The sequence below is a fragment of the Arachnia rubra genome (assembly GCF_019973735.1).
Classification (GTDB): domain Bacteria; phylum Actinomycetota; class Actinomycetes; order Propionibacteriales; family Propionibacteriaceae; genus Arachnia; species Arachnia rubra.
In genome coordinates this window covers 1212572-1229537 of the sequence record NZ_AP024463.1, presented here as the reverse complement: position 1 = coordinate 1229537, position 16966 = coordinate 1212572, and the positions used below count along the sequence as shown (strand labels likewise).

Genomic DNA, 16966 nt, shown 5'->3' with positions numbered 1-16966 from the left:
GAATATTCCAATTGTCCGGTCGTCGGCGTGGACTCAGTCGACTGGCCCGATCGTGGCGGGATAGTCTCGACCCCGCAGAGAGTGTGAAGGAGAGACGCTGATGAGTGAGCCGTCGTACCGGTACAACGCACAACTGGCCGGTGAGATCGAGGCCCACTGGCAGGATCGCTGGGAGGCCGAGGGAACATTCCATGCCCCGAATCCCGCCGGGGTCTGGGCCGAGCCGGGAAAGGCCCGGGCCCGCGGCGAGAAACTCTTCATCCTGGACATGTTCCCCTACCCGAGCGGAGCGGGCCTGCACGTCGGTCACCCGCTGGGTTACATCGCCACCGACACCTTCGCGCGCTTCAACCGGATGAAGGGCCGCAACGTGCTGCATGCACTGGGCTACGATGCCTTCGGCCTACCCGCCGAGCAGTACGCAGTGCAGACAGGACAGCACCCGCGGGTCACCACCGACCAGAACATCGCCATCATGCGGCGCCAGCTGCGGCGGCTGGGCCTGGCACACGATGCCCGCCGCAGCGTGGCCACCACCGATGTCGACTTCTATTGCTGGACGCAGTGGATATTCCTGCAGATCTTCAACGCCTGGTTCGACGAGGAGGCAGGCAGGGCCCGGCACATCGACGAGCTCATCGAGGAGTTCGCCGATGGAACCCGGGCCACACCCTCGGGTGAGGCCTGGGACGAGTTGTCTGAGCTGGAGCGACGCCGGATCATCGACTCGCACCGCCTGGCATACCTGTCCGACGCTCCCGTGAACTGGTGCCCGGGGCTGGGCACCGTGCTGGCAAACGAGGAGGTCACCAACGAGGGCCGCTCTGAGATCGGGAACTTCCCGGTCTTCAAACGCAACATGAGTCAGTGGATGCTGCGCATCACCGCCTACGCCGAGCGGCTACTTGCCGACCTCGGCAAACTGGACTGGCCCGACAAGGTCAAGGCGATGCAACGCAACTGGATCGGGCGTTCCGAGGGCGCCAGGGTTTTCTTCACCGAGGCCGCCAGCGGCGAGCGGATCGAGGTTTTCACCACGCGTCCCGACACCCTGTTCGGCGCCACCTTCATGGTGCTGGCCCCCGAGCACCACCTGGCCGACAACGCCGCCTCCGAGTGGCCCACAGGCACTGACCCGGCGTGGACCGGGGGGTATCCCTCTCCGGCCGAGGCGATCGCCGCCTACCGGGCCAAGGTGGAACGCAAAACCGACGCCGACCGCCGCGCCGAGGACAAGGAGAAGACAGGCCTGTTCACCGGGCTCTTCGCCGTCAATCCCGTCGACGGCCGGCAGCTCCCGATCTTCATCGCCGACTACGTGACCATGGGCTACGGCTCGGGCGCGATCATGGCGGTCCCTGCGGGCGACCAGCGTGACTGGGACTTCGCGAAGGCCTTCAACCTGCCGATCATCGACACCGTGACGCCTGGGCCAGAACACGACGGCAACTCAGCCTGGACGGGCGACGGCGAGGTCATCAACTCCGCCAACTCCGAGATCTCGCTCAACGGCATGAATGTCGCTGAGGCGAAGGCCTCCATCACGAGGTGGCTGAAGACCAAAGGCCTGGGCGAGGCAACCGTCACCTACAAGCTCCGAGACTGGCTGTTCAGCCGCCAGCGCTACTGGGGCGAGCCCTTCCCGATCGTCTACGACGACCAAGGGCTGCCCGTCGCGTTGCCCGAGTCGATGCTGCCAGTAGAGCTACCGGAGGTCACCGACTACTCCCCGAAGGCCTTGGACCCGGAGGACCGGGACTCCGACCCGGTGCCTCCCTTGGCCCGCGCTGCTAGCTGGGCGACCGTCGAGCTGGATCTAGGTGACGGGCTGAAGACCTACCGGCGTGAGCTGAACGTGATGCCGCAGTGGGCCGGTTCCTGCTGGTACGAGATGCGCTACCTGGATCCTGAGAACCACAACCGCTTCGTCGACGAGGAGGTGGAGCGTTACTGGATGGGTCCACGGGGCGAGGGCGACGTCGGCGGCGTCGATCTGTACGTCGGTGGCGTCGAGCACGCCGTGCTACACCTGCTGTACGCCCGGTTCTGGCACAAGGTGCTGTTCGATCTGGGGCACGTCTCCTCCGCCGAACCATTCCGCAGGCTCTTCAACCAGGGCTACATCCAGGCCTACGCCTACCGCGACTCCCGCGGGCAAGCAGTGCCTGCGGCCGAGGTCGAATCCCACGGGGAGGGGGACGGGACCACGTGGTCCTGGCATGGCCAGGCTGTGAAACGTGAATACGGGAAGATGGGCAAATCGCTGAAGAACATCGTCTCCCCGGACGAGATGTACCAGGCCTATGGCACTGACACCTTCCGGCTGTACGAGATGGGCATGGGCCCGCTGGCACAGTCGAAGCCCTGGGAGACCCGGGCGGTGGTGGGATCCCAGCGGTTCCTGCAGCGCCTGTGGCGGAACGTGGTCGATGAGGAGACCGGCGAGCTGGTCGTGGACGACATCGATCCCGACGACACCACGCTGCGCGCCCTGCACAAGACCATCGAGGCCGTCGACAGGGATTACGAGGATCTGTCGTTTAACACCGCCATCGCGCGCCTGACCGAGTACAACACCGCCCTGACCAAGCTCAAGGTGGTTCCCCGGTCCGCGGTGGAGCCGTTGATCCTGATGGTCGCTCCGCTGGCCCCCCACATCGCCGAGGAACTGTGGAGCCGTCTCGGGCATGATCAATCGCTGGCGTATGAGCCCTTCCCCGTGGCGGATCCCGAGCTGGTCGCCGAGGACACCATCACCGCTGTCGTGCAGGTACGCGGCAAGCTGCGAGCCCAGCTGGAGGTGAAGACCTCGATCACCGAGGACGAGCTACGCGAGCTGGCGCTTGCACACCCGCGCATCGCCAAGGAGATCCAAGGCGGCGTCCGGAAGGTGATCGTGCGGGCTCCTAAGCTGGTGAACGTCGTACCCGCCTAGTTCACTGCGAGCGGGAGGGAAAATCCTCAGGCTGCTGGCTGGTGGTGACGCCGCGGACCAGCAGCTCCACTCCGTGGCTGAAATCGGTCCTGGAGGCGTGCTCGTCGAAACCCTCAAGGACCCCGAGGGTGGCCAGCTGGACGCGGGTCTGCTCTGCCATGACGTGTCCCAGGATGAAATGCAGGAAGGTGGCCATGGTTGCCGCGGGCTCGGGATAGCCATTTCCGGCCAGCAGCTCCCGGGCCGCGAGGGTTACGTCGACGGCACCCATGCCCAGCGCGGCGGCGGAGGAGACCAGCTCGGCCCCGTCACGGTGGGCCAGCAGCGCGTCACGTAGATGATGCGACCACTGACGCAGCCACTCCCCCGTGTCGGTGGCCCGGGGAACGGCGACGGGCGTCAGGATGACATCGGCGATCTCCGCGAGCAGTGACTGCTTGTTGGGCATGTGGTAGTACAGGGCCCCGGCCTTGACCCCGAGTTCGTCGGCGACGCGCCGCATCGTCAAGTCGCCCAGCCCCCAGGCGTCGAGGATCCGCAGTCCCGCCTCGACGATCCGTCCCCTGGTCAGCACGCTGTGAATGCTACATCCACGGGATCATCGTTCCCGAAGCCGGGTGTTCAGTGAAAGACCACGGGACAGGCCGCCCAGCCGCCGAGCGGGAACTCGGCGCGCACCCCTCGCGGCGTCACGGGAAGGTCGATGCTGGAGAAGACCGGAAGTAGCTCTTCCAGGAGGATCCGCAGCTCGAGGGTCGCCAGGCCACGCCCCGGGCACACATGTGGTCCCCGGCCATAGACGAGATTGTTGGGGGCGTTCTCCTCGGGGTTGAAGGCGTCAGGATCCATGAAGACCCGTGGGTCGCGGTTGGCCCGGGTCCAGTCCACGACGATCCGCTGCCCGGCACCAATGTCTTTACCGGCGAGCCTGGCCCCGTGGAGGGCGACCCGCCGGTTGGAGACGAAGGGGTCATCAATACGCAGCAGCTCGTCGATGGCCCTGTCCAGTGCCTCATCGTCGCCGAGACGGTCACGGACCTGCTTGCATATGCCCGGGGATGCGGCCAGCTGATGCATGATCACCCCGACGCACAGGGCCAGCGAGCCGAGGTCGCCACCGGTCCAGTTCCGCAGGATCGACACCAGCTCGGCGCGGCTCAGGTTCCGGCCCTGCACCTGCTCCCGCAGCAGCTGGTCGGTAACGTCCCGGGCCGCCGAGTCCAGGCGTTCCAGGCGGGGCTCGATCACACGGACGATGATCTCGTCGAAACGTTCGGCGACGGTGCGGGTGCGTTCGAGCTCACCGGAGCGAGTCGCGGTGGCATTGTCCGCAACCCACGTGACAAGTTCCTCCTCAAGCCCGGGATCCCAGCCAAGCCAGGTGAGCATCGCCTGCACGGCATAGCGGGTCCCGAGGCCGCCGACCACGTCGGTCGCCTCTCCCCTGGGCAGCTTCGCCACGAGACGCCGTGCCACAGACCTGAGCCGGGGCTCCAGAACAGCGAGGGCCTCGTGAGTGAAGAAACGGTCGATGACGGCACGGAACATCGCGTGCTGCGCGCCATCAAGGCCGTTAGGCACCTGGAGGAACCGGGAGACACCACTCGAGAAGGTGGCGGCACTGGTGACCACATCAACCACCTCGGGATGTCCCACAACCCTCAGATACCCATGCTCCTGCCGGAGCGGGCACTCCCCCGCGGACCGTGAGACGTGCACATCACTCCTTTACTGCTTCATGCCGGCGTCAGGCTCGCTGGGTGGCGTCACAACGTTTGGCCGCCACCGCGACCGCCGCATCACGAGCGGCGCCGGCCTCCGCGTCGGTCAGGGTGCGGTCCGCACGGAACCGCAGCGCGAAGGCCAGGGACTTCTTGCCCTCGGGCACCTGATCACCATGGTAGACGTCGAACAGGGTGACGCTCTCCAGCAGCTCACCTGCCCCCTCCATGAGGGCCTGCCGCACCGCCTCGGCGGAGGTTGCCTCGTCGACAATCAGCGCCACATCCTCCTTGGCCAGCGGGAACCCGGAGAGCAGCCCGATGCGGGGAACCTCAGCCTCGGCCGCCAGCAGGGCACCGAGGTTCAGCTCTACCGCGCAGGCCCGGGCGGGCAGCCCGAAAGCCTTGACCACCTCGGGATGCAGCTCGCCCGCGTGACCGATGACCTGTCCCTTGAGCAGGAGCTCAGCGCACCGCCCCGGATGCCAGGGCGCGGCATCTGCGTTGCGGCGTTCGAGCACATGCCCCGTCGCCTGGGCGACGGATTCGGCGAGGGCGACCACATGCCGCCAGTCAGCTGCAACTGCCGGCCCATCCCAGCCTGTGGAATGCCAGGCTCCGGTGACAACCCCGGCGAGAAGCTCCGGCTGCTCGGGCAGGGAGGCCTGCAGCGCTGCGAGCTCCTCGTCGCTTGGACGCTGGGTCACGCCGGGGCGGGGGGGCGGCAGGCGTGCCGCCATCGCGGTAGACGAGACCACGCTCGAACAACGCCAGGTCCGGCAGGGAACGGGAGGTGTTCTTGACAACCGCCGCGAACAGCCCTGGAAGCAGCGTGGTGCGAAGATAAGGGCTGGTCTCGGCCAGGGGATTCGCCAGCCGCACCACCGTCCGGCGCGGATCGTCCTCCGCCAGCCCCAGACGGTCCAGATCGGCATCGGAGATGAACGGCAGGCTGAGCACCTCGGTGAATCCGGAAGCGGCGGCGGCACGCAGGGCGGCGCGCCGGGCACGCTGGGCTCTTGTCAAGCCCCTGCCGGCGGGAGACGCAGGAAGCCGGCTGCCGATCCGGTGGTAGCCGATCTTGCGTCCGACTTCCTCCACGATGTCATAGGGATCCCGCAGATCGGGACGCCAGGTCGGAGCCTGGACCGTAAGGGAGTCGCCGAGCGCCGTGACTAGGCAGCCACCGGCCTCCAACACCCGGAGGGTCTCCTCGAGCTCCACCTCGGCTCCGAGGACCGAGGAAACCAGGCCGGCTCTCAGGTCGATGCGATTCGCGGCCGGCGCCTGCCCGGCGACCGTGATGTCGCCACGCACCTGCCCGCCGCCATGTTCAACCAGCAGATCAGCTGCCCGCCGGGCCGCGGCATAGCAGAGCCCCGGGTCCACGGCACGCTCGAATCGCTTGGATGCCTCCGACGGCAGCCCGTGCCGCCGGAAGGTGTGGGAGACACTGGCCGGAGCGAAGTTCGCGGCCTCCAGGACGATGGTCGTGGTCTCCGGTGAGACCTCCGTCGTCTCCCCTCCCATGACGCCCGCGATCCCGATCGGTCCGGAGTCGTCGGTGATCAGCAAGTCCTCGGCTGTCAGGGTGCGCCGGAGACCGTCGAGGGTGGTGATCTCTTCCCCCTCGGTGGCGAGTCGCACCCGGATGGTGCCCTGCAGCTTGGCCGCGTCGTACGCATGCAGCGGCTGCCCGGACTCAAGCATCACATAGTTGGTGACATCCACGGGCAGGGAGATAGACCGCACCCCGCAGGCCCGCAGCCGGTCCGCCATGAACCGGGGCGTCGGAGCAGCCGGGTTGAAACCCTCGATGGTCAGTGCGACGAACAGTCGGCAGCGGTCAGAGTCCAGCTCCACCGGGTAGCCATCGGAGACCGGGGCGGGAAGCGGCTGGTCGTAGGGGTCGCTGAAGGGAACCCCAGTGACCACGGCCAGCTCACGACCCAGGCCCCGCAGGGACAGGCCATGCGATAAGTCCGGGGTTACCTCGATGTCCAGCACCTCGTCCTGGGTCCACAGCGCCGCCAGGGCATCGTCACCCGGATGCAGACCTGAGGACTCAGGAACCACGATGATGCCGTTGTGGTCCTCCCCCAGGCCGATCTCATCCTCCGCACAGATCATGCCGTCGGAGATGTGCCCATAGGTCTTGCGCGCCGAGATGCGGAAGTCCCCAGGCAGCACCGCGCCGGGCAATGCGACAACCACCAGGTCGCCGGCGGCGAAGTTCGACGCCCCGCAGACAATGCCGCGCGAGGCGGGATACTGATCATCGGCCGGGGCATTGTGGGCACCGACATCGACGCGGCAGTACCGGATGGTCTTGCCGTTCTTCTGGGGCTCCTCGGTGAGGCTGAGGACACGTCCGATCACGAGGGGCCCGGTGACCTCGGCACCAGTCGCCTCGATGTGCTCGACCGTCAGTCCCAGCGCGGTGAATGCGTCGGCCATCTCTTTGGTACCGATCCCCTCGGGAAGGTTCACCAGCTCGCGCAGCCATGAGATCGGGGCTTTCATCGGGCACCTCCATTGGCGGAGAGGGAGAAACGGACGTCGCCTTCGACGAAGTCACGCAGGTCGGGGGCACCGGTGCGGAACATGACGGTGCGGTCGATTCCCATGCCGAAGGCGAAGCCGGAATAGACCTCGGGATCGATTCCACAGGCCCGCAGCACGCGTGGATTCACGACGCCACAGCCTGCCCATTCGATCCATCCCTCGGAACGGCACGTCCGGCAGGGACGGTCGGGGTTGCCGACGGATTCACCATGGCAGACGAAGCACTGGAAGTCGACCTCGGCCGAGGGCTCCGTGAATGGGAAGTAGTGGGGGCGCATCCGCGTGGTGACGTCCCCGAACAGTGCCTTGGCGAAGTGATCCAGCACCCCGCGCAGGTCCGCCATGGAGATGCCCTTGTCCACCACGAGCCCCTCAAGCTGATGGAAGACGGGCAGGTGGGTCGCGTCATACTCGTCGGCGCGGAACACCTTGCCGGGGCTGACGATGTAGAGGGGAAGACCGCGCTCCAGCATGGCACGGACCTGCACGGGCGAGGTCTGGGTGCGCAGCAGCTTGCCGCCATTCGCCGGCTCCACCCACAGGGTGTCCTGCTCGCCGCGGGCAGGATGGTCGACCCCGAGGTTGAGGGCATCGAAGTTGTACCATTCGGCCTCCAGCTCGGGCCCCTCGGCCACCTCCCAGCCCATGGCGACGAACACATCGCACATGTCGTCGATCATCTTGGTGATGGGATGCAACGCCCCACGCGGCAGCACATCGGCGGGCAGAGTCATGTCGATGCGCTCGGTGACCAGGGCCTGGGCCAGCTCCTCCTCCGCCAGCTCCCGCTGTCGTGCCGCGATCGCCTGGCTCACCTGGCCACGCGCCCTGCCCACCCGCGCGCCGGCCTCCTTGCGCGCGGCGGGTGGCAAGCCACCGATCTGGCGGTTCGCCAGGGCCAGTGGAGAACGATCTCCCGCATGATCGATACGAACCTGTTTCAGCTCTGCCGTCGACGTGGCTGCGGCAACAGCGGACAACGCGTCGGCGACATAGCCCTCGACGGCTGCGGCCTCAAGAGCCGGCGCCTGCTGTGGATCGGAGTTGTCGTTCGAACCTGACATGGAGTTCCCCTTCCAGATACAGCAATCGAGTGTAGAAGAACCGCTGCTGGCGGGGATAGCCGCACCGCCGTCGTTGAGATGGTTGAGAAAGGAAATATATGGCGTGCGGGGCGCCTCGGGGGCCTTCCCCCGGCACTGAGCAAACTGAGCAAAGGGTGATGGTGAGTTGGGCATCAGAACCAGTGTCGACGGTTTGGATCATGCTCTGGCTTTGTACGCTCTCGTCCCCGCGGCCTTACCGAAGCTCCCGGCGGCGCTGCGCGGAGGCAGTCTGGTACAGGCAGATGGCGGCGGCTGAGGACAGGTTCAGGCTCTCCGCCGCTCCCCACATCGGGATCGCAACCACCTGATCCGCCAGGGCTGCGTCCTCGGCCGGCAGACCCCAGGCCTCGTTCCCCATCAGCCAGGCCGACGGCTTGGCCAGGCCACCTGAGGCGGCGAGCAGGTCCAGAGGCTCACCGTCGCCGTCCGCTGCCAGCACCTGCATCCCCCGGGAGCGGACATGAGCGATGGCATCAGCCAGTTCGATGCCAGTGAGAATCGGCAGGTGGAACAACGACCCGACGGATGCCCGCACCGTCTTCGGGTTCCATGGCTCCACCGAGCCGGAGGTGAGAATCACGCCGTCCGCGCCGAAGGCGTCGGCGCAGCGGATCACGGTACCGGCGTTCCCGGGATCACGGACCTGTGCGCAGATCACCAGCAGCTGGGCGTCGGCGACATCTCTCCAGCCGAAGCTCAGCTGCCGGCAGACTGCGACGATCCCCTGCGGGGTCACGGTGTCTGAGAGCTGCCGCATCGCGGCCTCGGTGCCCTGCCAGACGGGCACCTCCAAACCGTCGAGGAGGTCGGCGTGGCGCTCCGGGTCGACGACTATCACGCCGGTGACGACCCCATCAGCGGCCAGCGCCTCCCGCACCGCTTGCCTTCCCTCCGCGAGGAACTCTCCCGCGAGACCACGGCCACGGCGATGGGTCAGCCGGCGAATGGAACGCAGCACGGAGCTGGGAAGCTCGCGTGCTGCGTTCGGGGTATGGACCATTCAGGCGGCAGCCGGGGTCTGGTTCGCGCGGGAAACGGCGACCAGCGCGGCGAAGGCCTCCGTGTCCGTGACGGCCAGGTCGGCGAGGATCTTGCGGTCCACCTCTACCCCGGCGTTCTTCAGGCCGTTGATGAAACGGTTGTAGGTCAGGCCCTGCGCGCGGGCTGCGGCGTTGATGCGCTGGATCCACAGGGCGCGGAAATCGCCCTTCCTGGCGCGGCGGTCACGATAGGCGTAGGTGGCGGAGTGGAGAACCTGCTCCTTCGCCTTGCGGTACAGACGCGAGCGCTGGCCGCGATAGCCGGAGGCCAGCTCCAGCACTTCACGGCGCTTCTTCTTCGCATTCACAGAACGCTTCACGCGTGCCATGGTTACTCCTTGTTCTTCGGCCGGTCATGCCCGGCCCACTGGTGTACTTGGGGTCGGGAGGGGCTCAGCGGCCAGGGTAGCCGCCGAGGAGCGCCTTGGCCTGCTTGAGGTCAGAGCCGGCCAGCTCGGTGTTGCCCTTGAGGCGACGCAGCCGCTTGGAGGGCTTGTGGGCGTTGAGGTGGCCCAGGTTCGCCTGGCGGTGCATCAGCTTGCCCGATCCGGTGACCTTGAAACGTTTCTTGGCACCCGAATGCGACTTCATCTTCGGCATTGTTGGCTCGCTTTCTAGTGATGATCGGCCTGGGTCACAGGTCGATGTCGGGATCCATGTTGTCGGCGGGACCGCGCTTCTTCTTGGAGGGCCGGGCAGCGGCCCTGATCCGGGCCTCCTCGGCTTTCTCCGCCTCGGCGTCAGCCCTGCGCTGCTCCATGCGGCGGTCCCGCTCCTCGGCCTGTTCGGCCTTGGCTTCGGTCTTCTTCTTGGTGGGGCCGAGGACCATGAGCATGTTCCGGCCGTCCTGTCTAGGCGCGGACTCCACGAAACCGAACTCGGTGACGTCGTCCGCCAGCCGCTTCAACAGGTCGATGCCCAATTCCGGGCGAGACTGCTCACGCCCACGGAACATAATGGTGATCTTCACCTTGTCCCCGGCCTTCAGGAACCGGACGACATGACCCTTCTTCGTCTCGTAATCGTGATTGTCGATCTTGAGACGGAGCTTCATTTCCTTGGTGATGGTATTCGACTGGTTACGCCGGGCGTCCCGCGCCTTCTGTGCGGCCTCGTACTTGAACTTGCCGTAGTCCATCAGCTTTGCAACCGGGGGGCGCGCCTGAGGCGCCACCTCGACTAGATCGAGATCGCTCTCCACTGCGAGGCGAAGGGCGTCCTCGAGACGCACGATGCCGACCTGCTCACCCTTCGGGCCCACGAGCCGGACTTCGGGTACTCGGATGCGTTCGTTGATCCGGGGTTCAGTGCTGATGAGTTCCTCCAAGATTGTCGTGTCTGATGTCAGCATTCACGACGAAGGCCTTCGCGCATGCGCGAAGGCCTGACGAGCACGCCACAGCGTGCAGTATGACCCAGACGCCGAGGCGAGCAGGGTGGGAAGTCAGGCCTCCACTTCACGGGCGAACGCTTTCACGTCGCTGTCAACGGCGAGAAAGAATACCCTGCCAAAGTCCAAGAACCAAATGGAGGACCCCGCAGGAAGGATCATCCGATGGTTTCGATGACATTGCCGTCCTCATCGGTGATCTCGGTACGCTCCACCTGCCACACGACACCCTCCGGAGCCATGTAGTGCCCCGCCTGCGCCTTGAGTGTGGCGGCCAGCCGCGACAGGTCCGCGGGATCGAGGGTCAGCGTGGCCTCCGCCTGGCCCACCTGGACCCCCGTCCGGTCGCCAGGCAGGAAGAGCAACTCGGCGTCAGGACTGTGGAGCAGGAACTCACGGCCGTGGGGCAGCCGGTTGTTCAGCCGCTCCCCGAGGAACCCTGCGGTCCGGGCCCCGATGCCGACAACCGTCATATTGTCCTCAGCGGCCACGTGGAGAACATCGATGAAGACCTGCCCCATCTGCGAGCCGTCCTTCTTACGGCCTTCCAAGATCTGGGACGCTGCCTGGGGATCGGCCCGCAACGAGGCACGTCTCAGGACTGTGACGCCTTTCGGATAGGCCTTGACCAGCAGCGCGAACAGTCTGCCGGCATCCCAGTTGTTGGCATCCTCCAGGTCCTCCTGCGTGAGGCCCACAAGCTGCACGAACTGGATGGTCCCGCTGGAGGTCTCGATACTGCCCAAGTCGGGATCCTCAATGAAGCCGAGGGCAGTCTGCGTGGTCTCCTCGCCCGGCACGATGGGCCCATTTGCGTCCAGGTGGTGATTCGGCGCGAACCCGTTGCCGGTGCGAGCGACATAACCTGCAAGATATTGCAGCATGTTGAGTGGCCAGGTGGGCGCCTGCCGGGCCTTCATGGCCTCGTCATCCGCGAGCCTGAAGGTCAGCTCGAAACCCCAGCCGGACACCCCGTTATCACCGGACCCCTCCTGCTGGCCGAAGAGGTCGGTCAGCCCATAGGTGACATAGTGCCAGTGCGGGCGGGGCCCAGCCGCGCGATAGACAGAGATGCCATGCAGCGGATTGCCGTCGTCAAGGAAGGCCGGGACCAGCATGTCAAAGTGAAGCGGATCGCTCTGGCCGGGGTAGACCCGTTCACAGGCCTTGGTGATGGCGTCCCACCCCGGGCTGGGGTCCGTCTGGCCCTCTCCGCCCTGGGCAAGCGTCGACTCCCGGCCAAATAGTCCCTTCAAAAATCCCACTGCGCAACCATATCGACCAGGGGTATCAGAAGGTGCCTCGCTGACAGGGCTCGGCAAGAAGCGCGCCAGATCGTGCGACGACACTCGCTGGCCTGGTACGGCGCCTGGCATGCCCAGGTCAACCGATCACTTGCCTCCGGCTTTCAAACATCTCCGGATCACCCAAGACAGGCCTTGGCGCACACTAGCCTGAGTTAGACTTCTTTCCTCATTTGCGGAAGGTACATCGCATGTCAAACGCATATGCAGTTAGATCTGTGTAATGAAGCAGCGCATCGCTCCCGTCGGCCGGGAGAAGACCCGTCACGAGATTCCAGTGATCCCCATCCTCGTGGCGCTGATCGCGATCACTCTGCTGGCTGCAATGACAACGGGAAGCTATGCGACTCCTCTGGAACAGTTGATAAGCATCTGCGTGGACCTGGCCACAGGCCAGGGAGTGGCGCAGGAGAACAGCCAAGCCCTGTACGTCCTCACTGTGATCCGGATCCCGAGGCTGCTGCTTTCCCTGATGGCGGGTGGATCCCTTGCGGTCTCTGGAGCGGCGTACCAAGGCCTGCTACGTAATCCCATGATTTCGCCCGACATCCTCGGGGTCTCTTCGGGCGCCTCCACGGGTGCGATCCTGTGCCTATTGCTGGGAGCTTCCCTCTGGGTGATGCAGGGGGTGGCCTTCGCCTTCGGGCTGGGAGCCGTGGCAATCGTCCTCCTGCTGGGACGCCTCATCGGCCGAGGCTCGTCGAAGCTCCTGGTGCTGGTGCTGGCCGGGGTTGTGATCTCGCCGATCTTCTCGGCTTTCACCAGCCTCATCAAATACATCGCCGACTCCAATGACAAGTTGCCCGCAATCGTCTTCTGGCTCATGGGCAGCTTCGCACGCTCAAGCAACTGGAACAGCCTGCTCGTACTTGCGGTGGCGATGGCGCTGGGAAGCGTACCGCTGATGCTGCTGCGGCATCGCATGAATGTGCTCTCCTTCGGTGAGGAAGAGGCTCAAACGATGGGCGTAGACGTCCGCAGGACGCGGCTGATCATCATCTGCTGCGCGACGGTCCTGACGGCAGCGACTGTGACCCTCTGCGGAAACATCGGCTGGGTCGGTCTGATCCTGCCCCATCTGATGCGCCTCATAGTCGGCCCTGATTACCGTTATCTGCTGCCAAGTTGCCTGCTTGCCGGTGGCCTGTTCATGCTGCTGGTCGACAACACGGTGCGGCTTCTGCTACCAGGCGAGATGCCGGTCGGGATCGTCACCTCCCTCATCGGGGCACCGCTGTTCATCTATCTGCTCTTCCAGGGCCGGAGGGACTGGGTGTGATGCGGCTAGAGATTCAGAACGTGTCCTGTGGATACCACGGCAAGGCTGTGGTGAAGGGGTTCAGCACCAGCATCGACTCGGGCTCTGTTCTCTGCCTGCTGGGTCCAAACGGGATCGGGAAGACGACTCTGTTCAAGGCAGTTCTCCGCCTGAACCCGATCATCACCGGAAAAGTGGTGATCGACGGCCGCGACGTCCACCTGACTTGGCTCATGTTTGGTGTTTTTGGGGTTGGAGGGGGTGTTGGCTAGGGGTTTTGGTTGGTGTGGTGTGCACTAATCGGGGGTGTTTTAGCCTGTTGGGGTGAGTCCGTATGTGAGGACGGTGAAGACCGCGTCGGGGGCGACGGCGGTTCAGGTGGTGTGGTCGTCGTCTCGTGGATCGCGGTCGATGGATCACATCGGGTCGGCACACACACCGGAGGATGTTGAGGTGTTGAAAGCGGTGGCGCGGCAACGCATGATCGCCGCTGGTCAGGACGAACTCGATTTCGGGGACGGGCAGCCACGACGGCGGGCGCTACCGATCCGGCGGTCGCGGGCGGAGCACTTGTGGAATGCCTTGTCGGTCGGGTTTGAACGGCTCGGGTTCGATACCGCCAGTGGTGGTGACGAGGTTTTCAAGCAGTTGGTGCTGGGCCGGTTGATCGAGCCGGCCAGCAAGTTGGAGACCTTGCGGGTGCTCGAAGAGATCGGGGTTCGGCCTTGCGGCTACGCGACGGTGAAGCGTCGGCTCGCCGTGTATGCCGAGCCGGCGTGGCGGCAGCAGATAGCGTCCGCGTGCGCAGCGCATGTGGGGTTGGGGCCTGCCACCTTGGTGTTGTACGACGTGAGCACGCTCTACTTTGAGACTGATGTTGGGGACGGGTTCCGGGAACCCGGATACAGCAAGGAACGCCGCTTGGAACCCCAGATCACCATCGGGTTGTTGACCGACGCGCGGGGGTTCCCGTTGATGGTGGAGGCGTTCGAGGGTAACCGTGCGGAGACGACCACGATCATCCCGTCGCTCCAGGCGTTCCAGGCCGCTCACGCCCTGCCGGAGGTGACGGTGGTGGCTGATGCGGGCATGTTGTCTGACGGGAACCTGCGGGCGTTGTCCGGGGCGGGGTTGCGGTTCATCGTGGGTCAGAAGATTCCCGAGGTCCCCTACATCGTGCGGGAGTGGCTGAAGACCCATTCCGGTCAGCAGCCCCCTGACGGGCTGACCCTGACTCAACCCTGGTCGAGGGGCCCGGCCGGGGCAGCAGTGACAGAGACGATCTACTACCAGTACCGGGCCGACCGAGCACGCCGGACGTTGCGCGGTATCAGCGAGCAGGTCAGCAAGGCCGAACGCGTGGTCGCGGGGAAGATCCCGGTGAAACGGAACCGGTTCATCACTCTCACCGGCGCACAGAAATCGGTGAACCGGGACTTGGAGGCCAAAGCCAAAGCGCTGGCTGGCTGGAAGGGATACATCACGAACCTGGCTGACCCGAGGCCGGAGTACGTGATCGGCGCCTACCACCAGTTGTGGCAGATCGAGAAGTCGTTCCGGATGAGCAAATCCGATCTGAAAGCCCGCCCGATCTACCACCACCTGAAAGACTCGATCGAGGCCCACCTCACCATCGTGTTCGCCGCCCTCGCCGTCGCTCGCTGGTTGGAGGCCACCACCAAAGTCAGCTTGAAGACCCTGGTCAAGACACTACGCCGCTACCGAACCATCGACATCCAAGCCGGCGACGCCATCGTCACCGCTGAAGACCCCATCCCCGACAACATCCAAGCCTGGCTCGACGCCATCCACAACACCCGGGAACGACACTAAATGAGCCAAGTCAGGTGAACCCGATCATCACCGGAAAAGTGGTGATCGACGGCCGCGACGTCCAGGACTTCAGTGACATCGAGTTTGCGAAACTAGTGGGCTATGTGCCTCAGTCCCATGTCCCTCCCTTCTCTTTCAAAGTGGTGGATGTGGTGGCCATGGGTCGCACCGCGCATCTGAGGACCTTCGAGATGCTGGGACGGCACGACATGGAGATTGCCGCCGAGTGCCTGGACCGCCTTGAGGTCGGCCATCTCGCCAAGCGAGCCTATACCGAGCTCTCAGGGGGCGAACGGCAGCTCGTCCTGATCGCCAGGGCGCTCGCTCAGCAGCCACGATTCATCATGATGGACGAGCCGACCAGCAACCTAGACTTCGGCAACTAGGTGCGGGTGCTGCGTGTCATACGTCGCCTGGCCGCTGATGGTTATGCGGTAGTGATGACAACCCATTCCCCAGACCATGTTTTCCAGTGCAACGGCCAAGTCTCCCTGATGACCAAGGACCATCAGTATCTACATGGTTCCGCGGCTGAAGTGTTGACCCCACCGAATCTCAAGCGCGCCTATGACATCGATGTCGCGGTGTTCGAAGCCGAATACAAGGGGCATCGGCATCACTGCGTCCAGCCCATCGAAGACATCGCCCCCATACCCATCTCTGAAGAAGAAGGAAACCGGCAATGAAGAAACTATTGACCTCACTGACCGGCAGCCTGGTGACTGTCGCCCTAATCGCATCCTGCTCGCCGGCGACCCAACAGCCCACATCCTCTGACTCGGCTGCCGCGTCCTCCGCATCCGGTATCCGGATCGTCAAGGACTCGGGCGGCAAAGACGTCGAGATCCCAGCAGACGTCACGAGGGTGGCTCCCACCATTGGCGCCTTCTCAGCTGTGACAGCGATGCTGGGCGCATCGGGCAAGATCACCGCTGCCGCCACCAGTGCGCTCTCCCCACGTTTCAAAGCCACCTACCCTGACTACGAGAAGGCAAATCCCAAAGGATTCGACACCAAGAACGTCGAAGACATCATTGCTTCGGGTGCCCAGGTTGTTTACGGCCCCGACAATGTGAATGAAGAGCAGCAGGACCAGCTCAGAGGAGCAGGAATCGCCTTTGTCACTATCGACAAATTGGGCACGGTCGAGGAGATGTCTCAGGCCTTCACCATCATCGGCAACATTCTCGGAGGTGAGCATCAAAAGAAAGCGGAAGAGCTGGTCAAGCTCTACCAGGGGAACGTCGCGGACACGGCGAAACGCACTTCCTCCCTGACAGATGCGCAACGGGTTCCAGTACTTGAACTGCGCGCCGATGGTGGCGAGTACTCCACCATCAACTCAAAGGACATCAGCCACGAGTACATCGTCGCTGCAGGCGGGGTGAACGTGGCCGCTGATTTCACAGCTAATGGTCAGGGCACAGGACTTGCGGTCGGGACCGAACAGGTTGCGGCCTGGAACCCGAAGATGATCTTCACGCTCTCCCAGGAATCCAGGGATGCCATCTTGGCAGACCCTGCACTGGCCGGGGTGGACGCAGTCAAGGAGAAGAACATCCAGGTCTGCCCTGCTGGGGTCTACCTGTGGTGTGTTCGTAGCGCCGAAGGCGCCTTGGCTCCGCACTGGCTCGGCAAGATCCTGCATCCGGACCTGTTCGCCGACGTGGACATCTCAGCTGAGGTCAAGGCCTTCTACAAGGAATACGGCTACCAGGACCTGACCGATGAGGCGGTTCAGGAGATCCTTGCCGGCGAGGCCTCCTGACACAGAGCCAGCTGGGCCTGGACCACAGATCCCAGGCCCAGCTGGT

15 protein-coding genes and 1 pseudogene are annotated in these 16966 nt (G+C 64.7%); 7 read left to right on the top strand and 9 right to left on the bottom strand.

What is annotated here, in order from left to right; genetic code table 11:
* The first annotated feature begins 100 nt into the window (after nucleotides 1-100).
* Entirely contained in the window at nucleotides 101-2935 is a 2835-nt protein-coding gene (gene leuS, locus SK1NUM_RS05595) for a leucine--tRNA ligase (RefSeq protein ID WP_212326420.1), read from the top strand.
* A 1-nt stretch (nucleotide 2936) separates the two neighbouring features.
* Here the strand turns inward: leuS and SK1NUM_RS05590 are convergent, their stop codons facing one another.
* From SK1NUM_RS05590 to SK1NUM_RS05550, 9 genes and pseudogenes are all read right to left on the bottom strand, one after another.
* Complete coding sequence (locus tag SK1NUM_RS05590) at nucleotides 2937-3509, bottom strand: TetR family transcriptional regulator (RefSeq protein ID WP_212326419.1); 573 nt, start codon at nucleotides 3507-3509, stop codon at nucleotides 2937-2939.
* A gap of 47 nt (nucleotides 3510-3556) precedes the next feature.
* On the bottom strand, nucleotides 3557-4654 hold the full coding sequence (locus SK1NUM_RS05585) for a cytochrome P450 (RefSeq protein WP_212326414.1): 1098 nt from the start codon (nucleotides 4652-4654) through the stop codon (nucleotides 3557-3559).
* 28 nt (nucleotides 4655-4682) lie between these two features.
* A pseudogene (gene pheT, locus SK1NUM_RS05580) lies at nucleotides 4683-7179 on the bottom strand (phenylalanine--tRNA ligase subunit beta).
* A complete protein-coding gene (pheS, locus tag SK1NUM_RS05575; protein ID WP_212326410.1) occupies nucleotides 7176-8285 on the bottom strand; it encodes a phenylalanine--tRNA ligase subunit alpha in 1110 nt (369 codons plus the stop codon). Before pheS ends, pheT begins: the two are co-directional and overlap by 4 nt.
* 235 nt (nucleotides 8286-8520) lie before the next feature.
* Entirely contained in the window at nucleotides 8521-9327 is an 807-nt protein-coding gene (locus SK1NUM_RS05570) for a TrmH family RNA methyltransferase (RefSeq protein ID WP_212326395.1), read from the bottom strand.
* On the bottom strand, nucleotides 9328-9696 hold the full coding sequence (gene rplT, locus SK1NUM_RS05565) for a 50S ribosomal protein L20 (RefSeq protein ID WP_212326393.1): 369 nt from the start codon (nucleotides 9694-9696) through the stop codon (nucleotides 9328-9330). It abuts the gene before it with no gap.
* Between the two features lie 64 nt (nucleotides 9697-9760).
* Complete coding sequence (gene rpmI, locus SK1NUM_RS05560) at nucleotides 9761-9967, bottom strand: 50S ribosomal protein L35 (RefSeq protein WP_212326391.1); 207 nt, start codon at nucleotides 9965-9967, stop codon at nucleotides 9761-9763.
* 34 nt (nucleotides 9968-10001) lie between these two features.
* A complete protein-coding gene (gene infC, locus SK1NUM_RS05555) occupies nucleotides 10002-10718 on the bottom strand; it encodes a translation initiation factor IF-3 (RefSeq protein WP_212326389.1) in 717 nt (238 codons plus the stop codon).
* Between the two features lie 197 nt (nucleotides 10719-10915).
* Nucleotides 10916-12022, bottom strand: coding sequence for a suppressor of fused domain protein (locus SK1NUM_RS05550; protein WP_212326381.1), 1107 nt, complete (start codon nucleotides 12020-12022; stop codon nucleotides 10916-10918).
* Between the two features lie 262 nt (nucleotides 12023-12284).
* Between SK1NUM_RS05550 and SK1NUM_RS05545 the strand changes: the two genes are divergently transcribed.
* From SK1NUM_RS05545 to SK1NUM_RS05520, 6 genes are all read left to right on the top strand, one after another.
* Nucleotides 12285-13340 carry a FecCD family ABC transporter permease gene (locus SK1NUM_RS05545; protein WP_212326379.1) on the top strand — a complete coding sequence of 352 codons (1056 nt, stop codon included), beginning with the start codon at nucleotides 12285-12287 and terminating at the stop codon, nucleotides 13338-13340.
* Complete coding sequence (locus SK1NUM_RS05540; RefSeq protein WP_212326377.1) at nucleotides 13340-13591, top strand: ATP-binding cassette domain-containing protein; 252 nt, start codon at nucleotides 13340-13342, stop codon at nucleotides 13589-13591. Before SK1NUM_RS05545 ends, SK1NUM_RS05540 begins: the two co-directional genes overlap by 1 nt.
* A 64-nt stretch (nucleotides 13592-13655) precedes the next feature.
* Nucleotides 13656-15152: an IS1634 family transposase gene (locus SK1NUM_RS05535; protein ID WP_422388885.1), complete on the top strand. Its 1497-nt coding sequence runs from the start codon at nucleotides 13656-13658 to the stop codon at nucleotides 15150-15152.
* A gap of 14 nt (nucleotides 15153-15166) precedes the next feature.
* On the top strand, nucleotides 15167-15538 hold the full coding sequence (locus SK1NUM_RS05530; protein ID WP_212326375.1) for an ABC transporter ATP-binding protein: 372 nt from the start codon (nucleotides 15167-15169) through the stop codon (nucleotides 15536-15538).
* Entirely contained in the window at nucleotides 15539-15838 is a 300-nt protein-coding gene (locus SK1NUM_RS05525; protein WP_212326373.1) for an ATP-binding cassette domain-containing protein, read from the top strand.
* The gene (locus tag SK1NUM_RS05520) at nucleotides 15835-16920 is read left to right on the top strand and encodes an ABC transporter substrate-binding protein (protein ID WP_212326371.1); all 1086 of its coding nucleotides are present in this window, start codon (nucleotides 15835-15837) and stop codon (nucleotides 16918-16920) included. The genes SK1NUM_RS05525 and SK1NUM_RS05520 overlap by 4 nt, the downstream gene beginning before the upstream one ends.
* Nucleotides 16921-16966 lie beyond the last annotated feature (46 nt).

What these genes read in the sequence shown, in the direction of transcription:
- leuS (WP_212326420.1), top strand. Translation starts at nt 101, where the DNA reads ATGAGTGAGCCGTCGTACCGGTACAACGCACAACTGGCCGGTGAGATC.
- pheS (WP_212326410.1), bottom strand. Translation starts at nt 8,285, where the DNA reads ATGTCAGGTTCGAACGACAACTCCGATCCACAGCAGGCGCCGGCTCTT.
- SK1NUM_RS05570 (WP_212326395.1), bottom strand. Translation starts at nt 9,327, where the DNA reads ATGGTCCATACCCCGAACGCAGCACGCGAGCTTCCCAGCTCCGTGCTG.
- rplT (WP_212326393.1), bottom strand. Translation starts at nt 9,696, where the DNA reads ATGGCACGCGTGAAGCGTTCTGTGAATGCGAAGAAGAAGCGCCGTGAA.
- rpmI (WP_212326391.1), bottom strand. Translation starts at nt 9,967, where the DNA reads ATGCCGAAGATGAAGTCGCATTCGGGTGCCAAGAAACGTTTCAAGGTC.
- infC (WP_212326389.1), bottom strand. Translation starts at nt 10,718, where the DNA reads ATGCTGACATCAGACACGACAATCTTGGAGGAACTCATCAGCACTGAA.
- SK1NUM_RS05545 (WP_212326379.1), top strand. Translation starts at nt 12,285, where the DNA reads ATGAAGCAGCGCATCGCTCCCGTCGGCCGGGAGAAGACCCGTCACGAG.
- SK1NUM_RS05540 (WP_212326377.1), top strand. Translation starts at nt 13,340, where the DNA reads ATGCGGCTAGAGATTCAGAACGTGTCCTGTGGATACCACGGCAAGGCT.
- SK1NUM_RS05520 (WP_212326371.1), top strand. Translation starts at nt 15,835, where the DNA reads ATGAAGAAACTATTGACCTCACTGACCGGCAGCCTGGTGACTGTCGCC.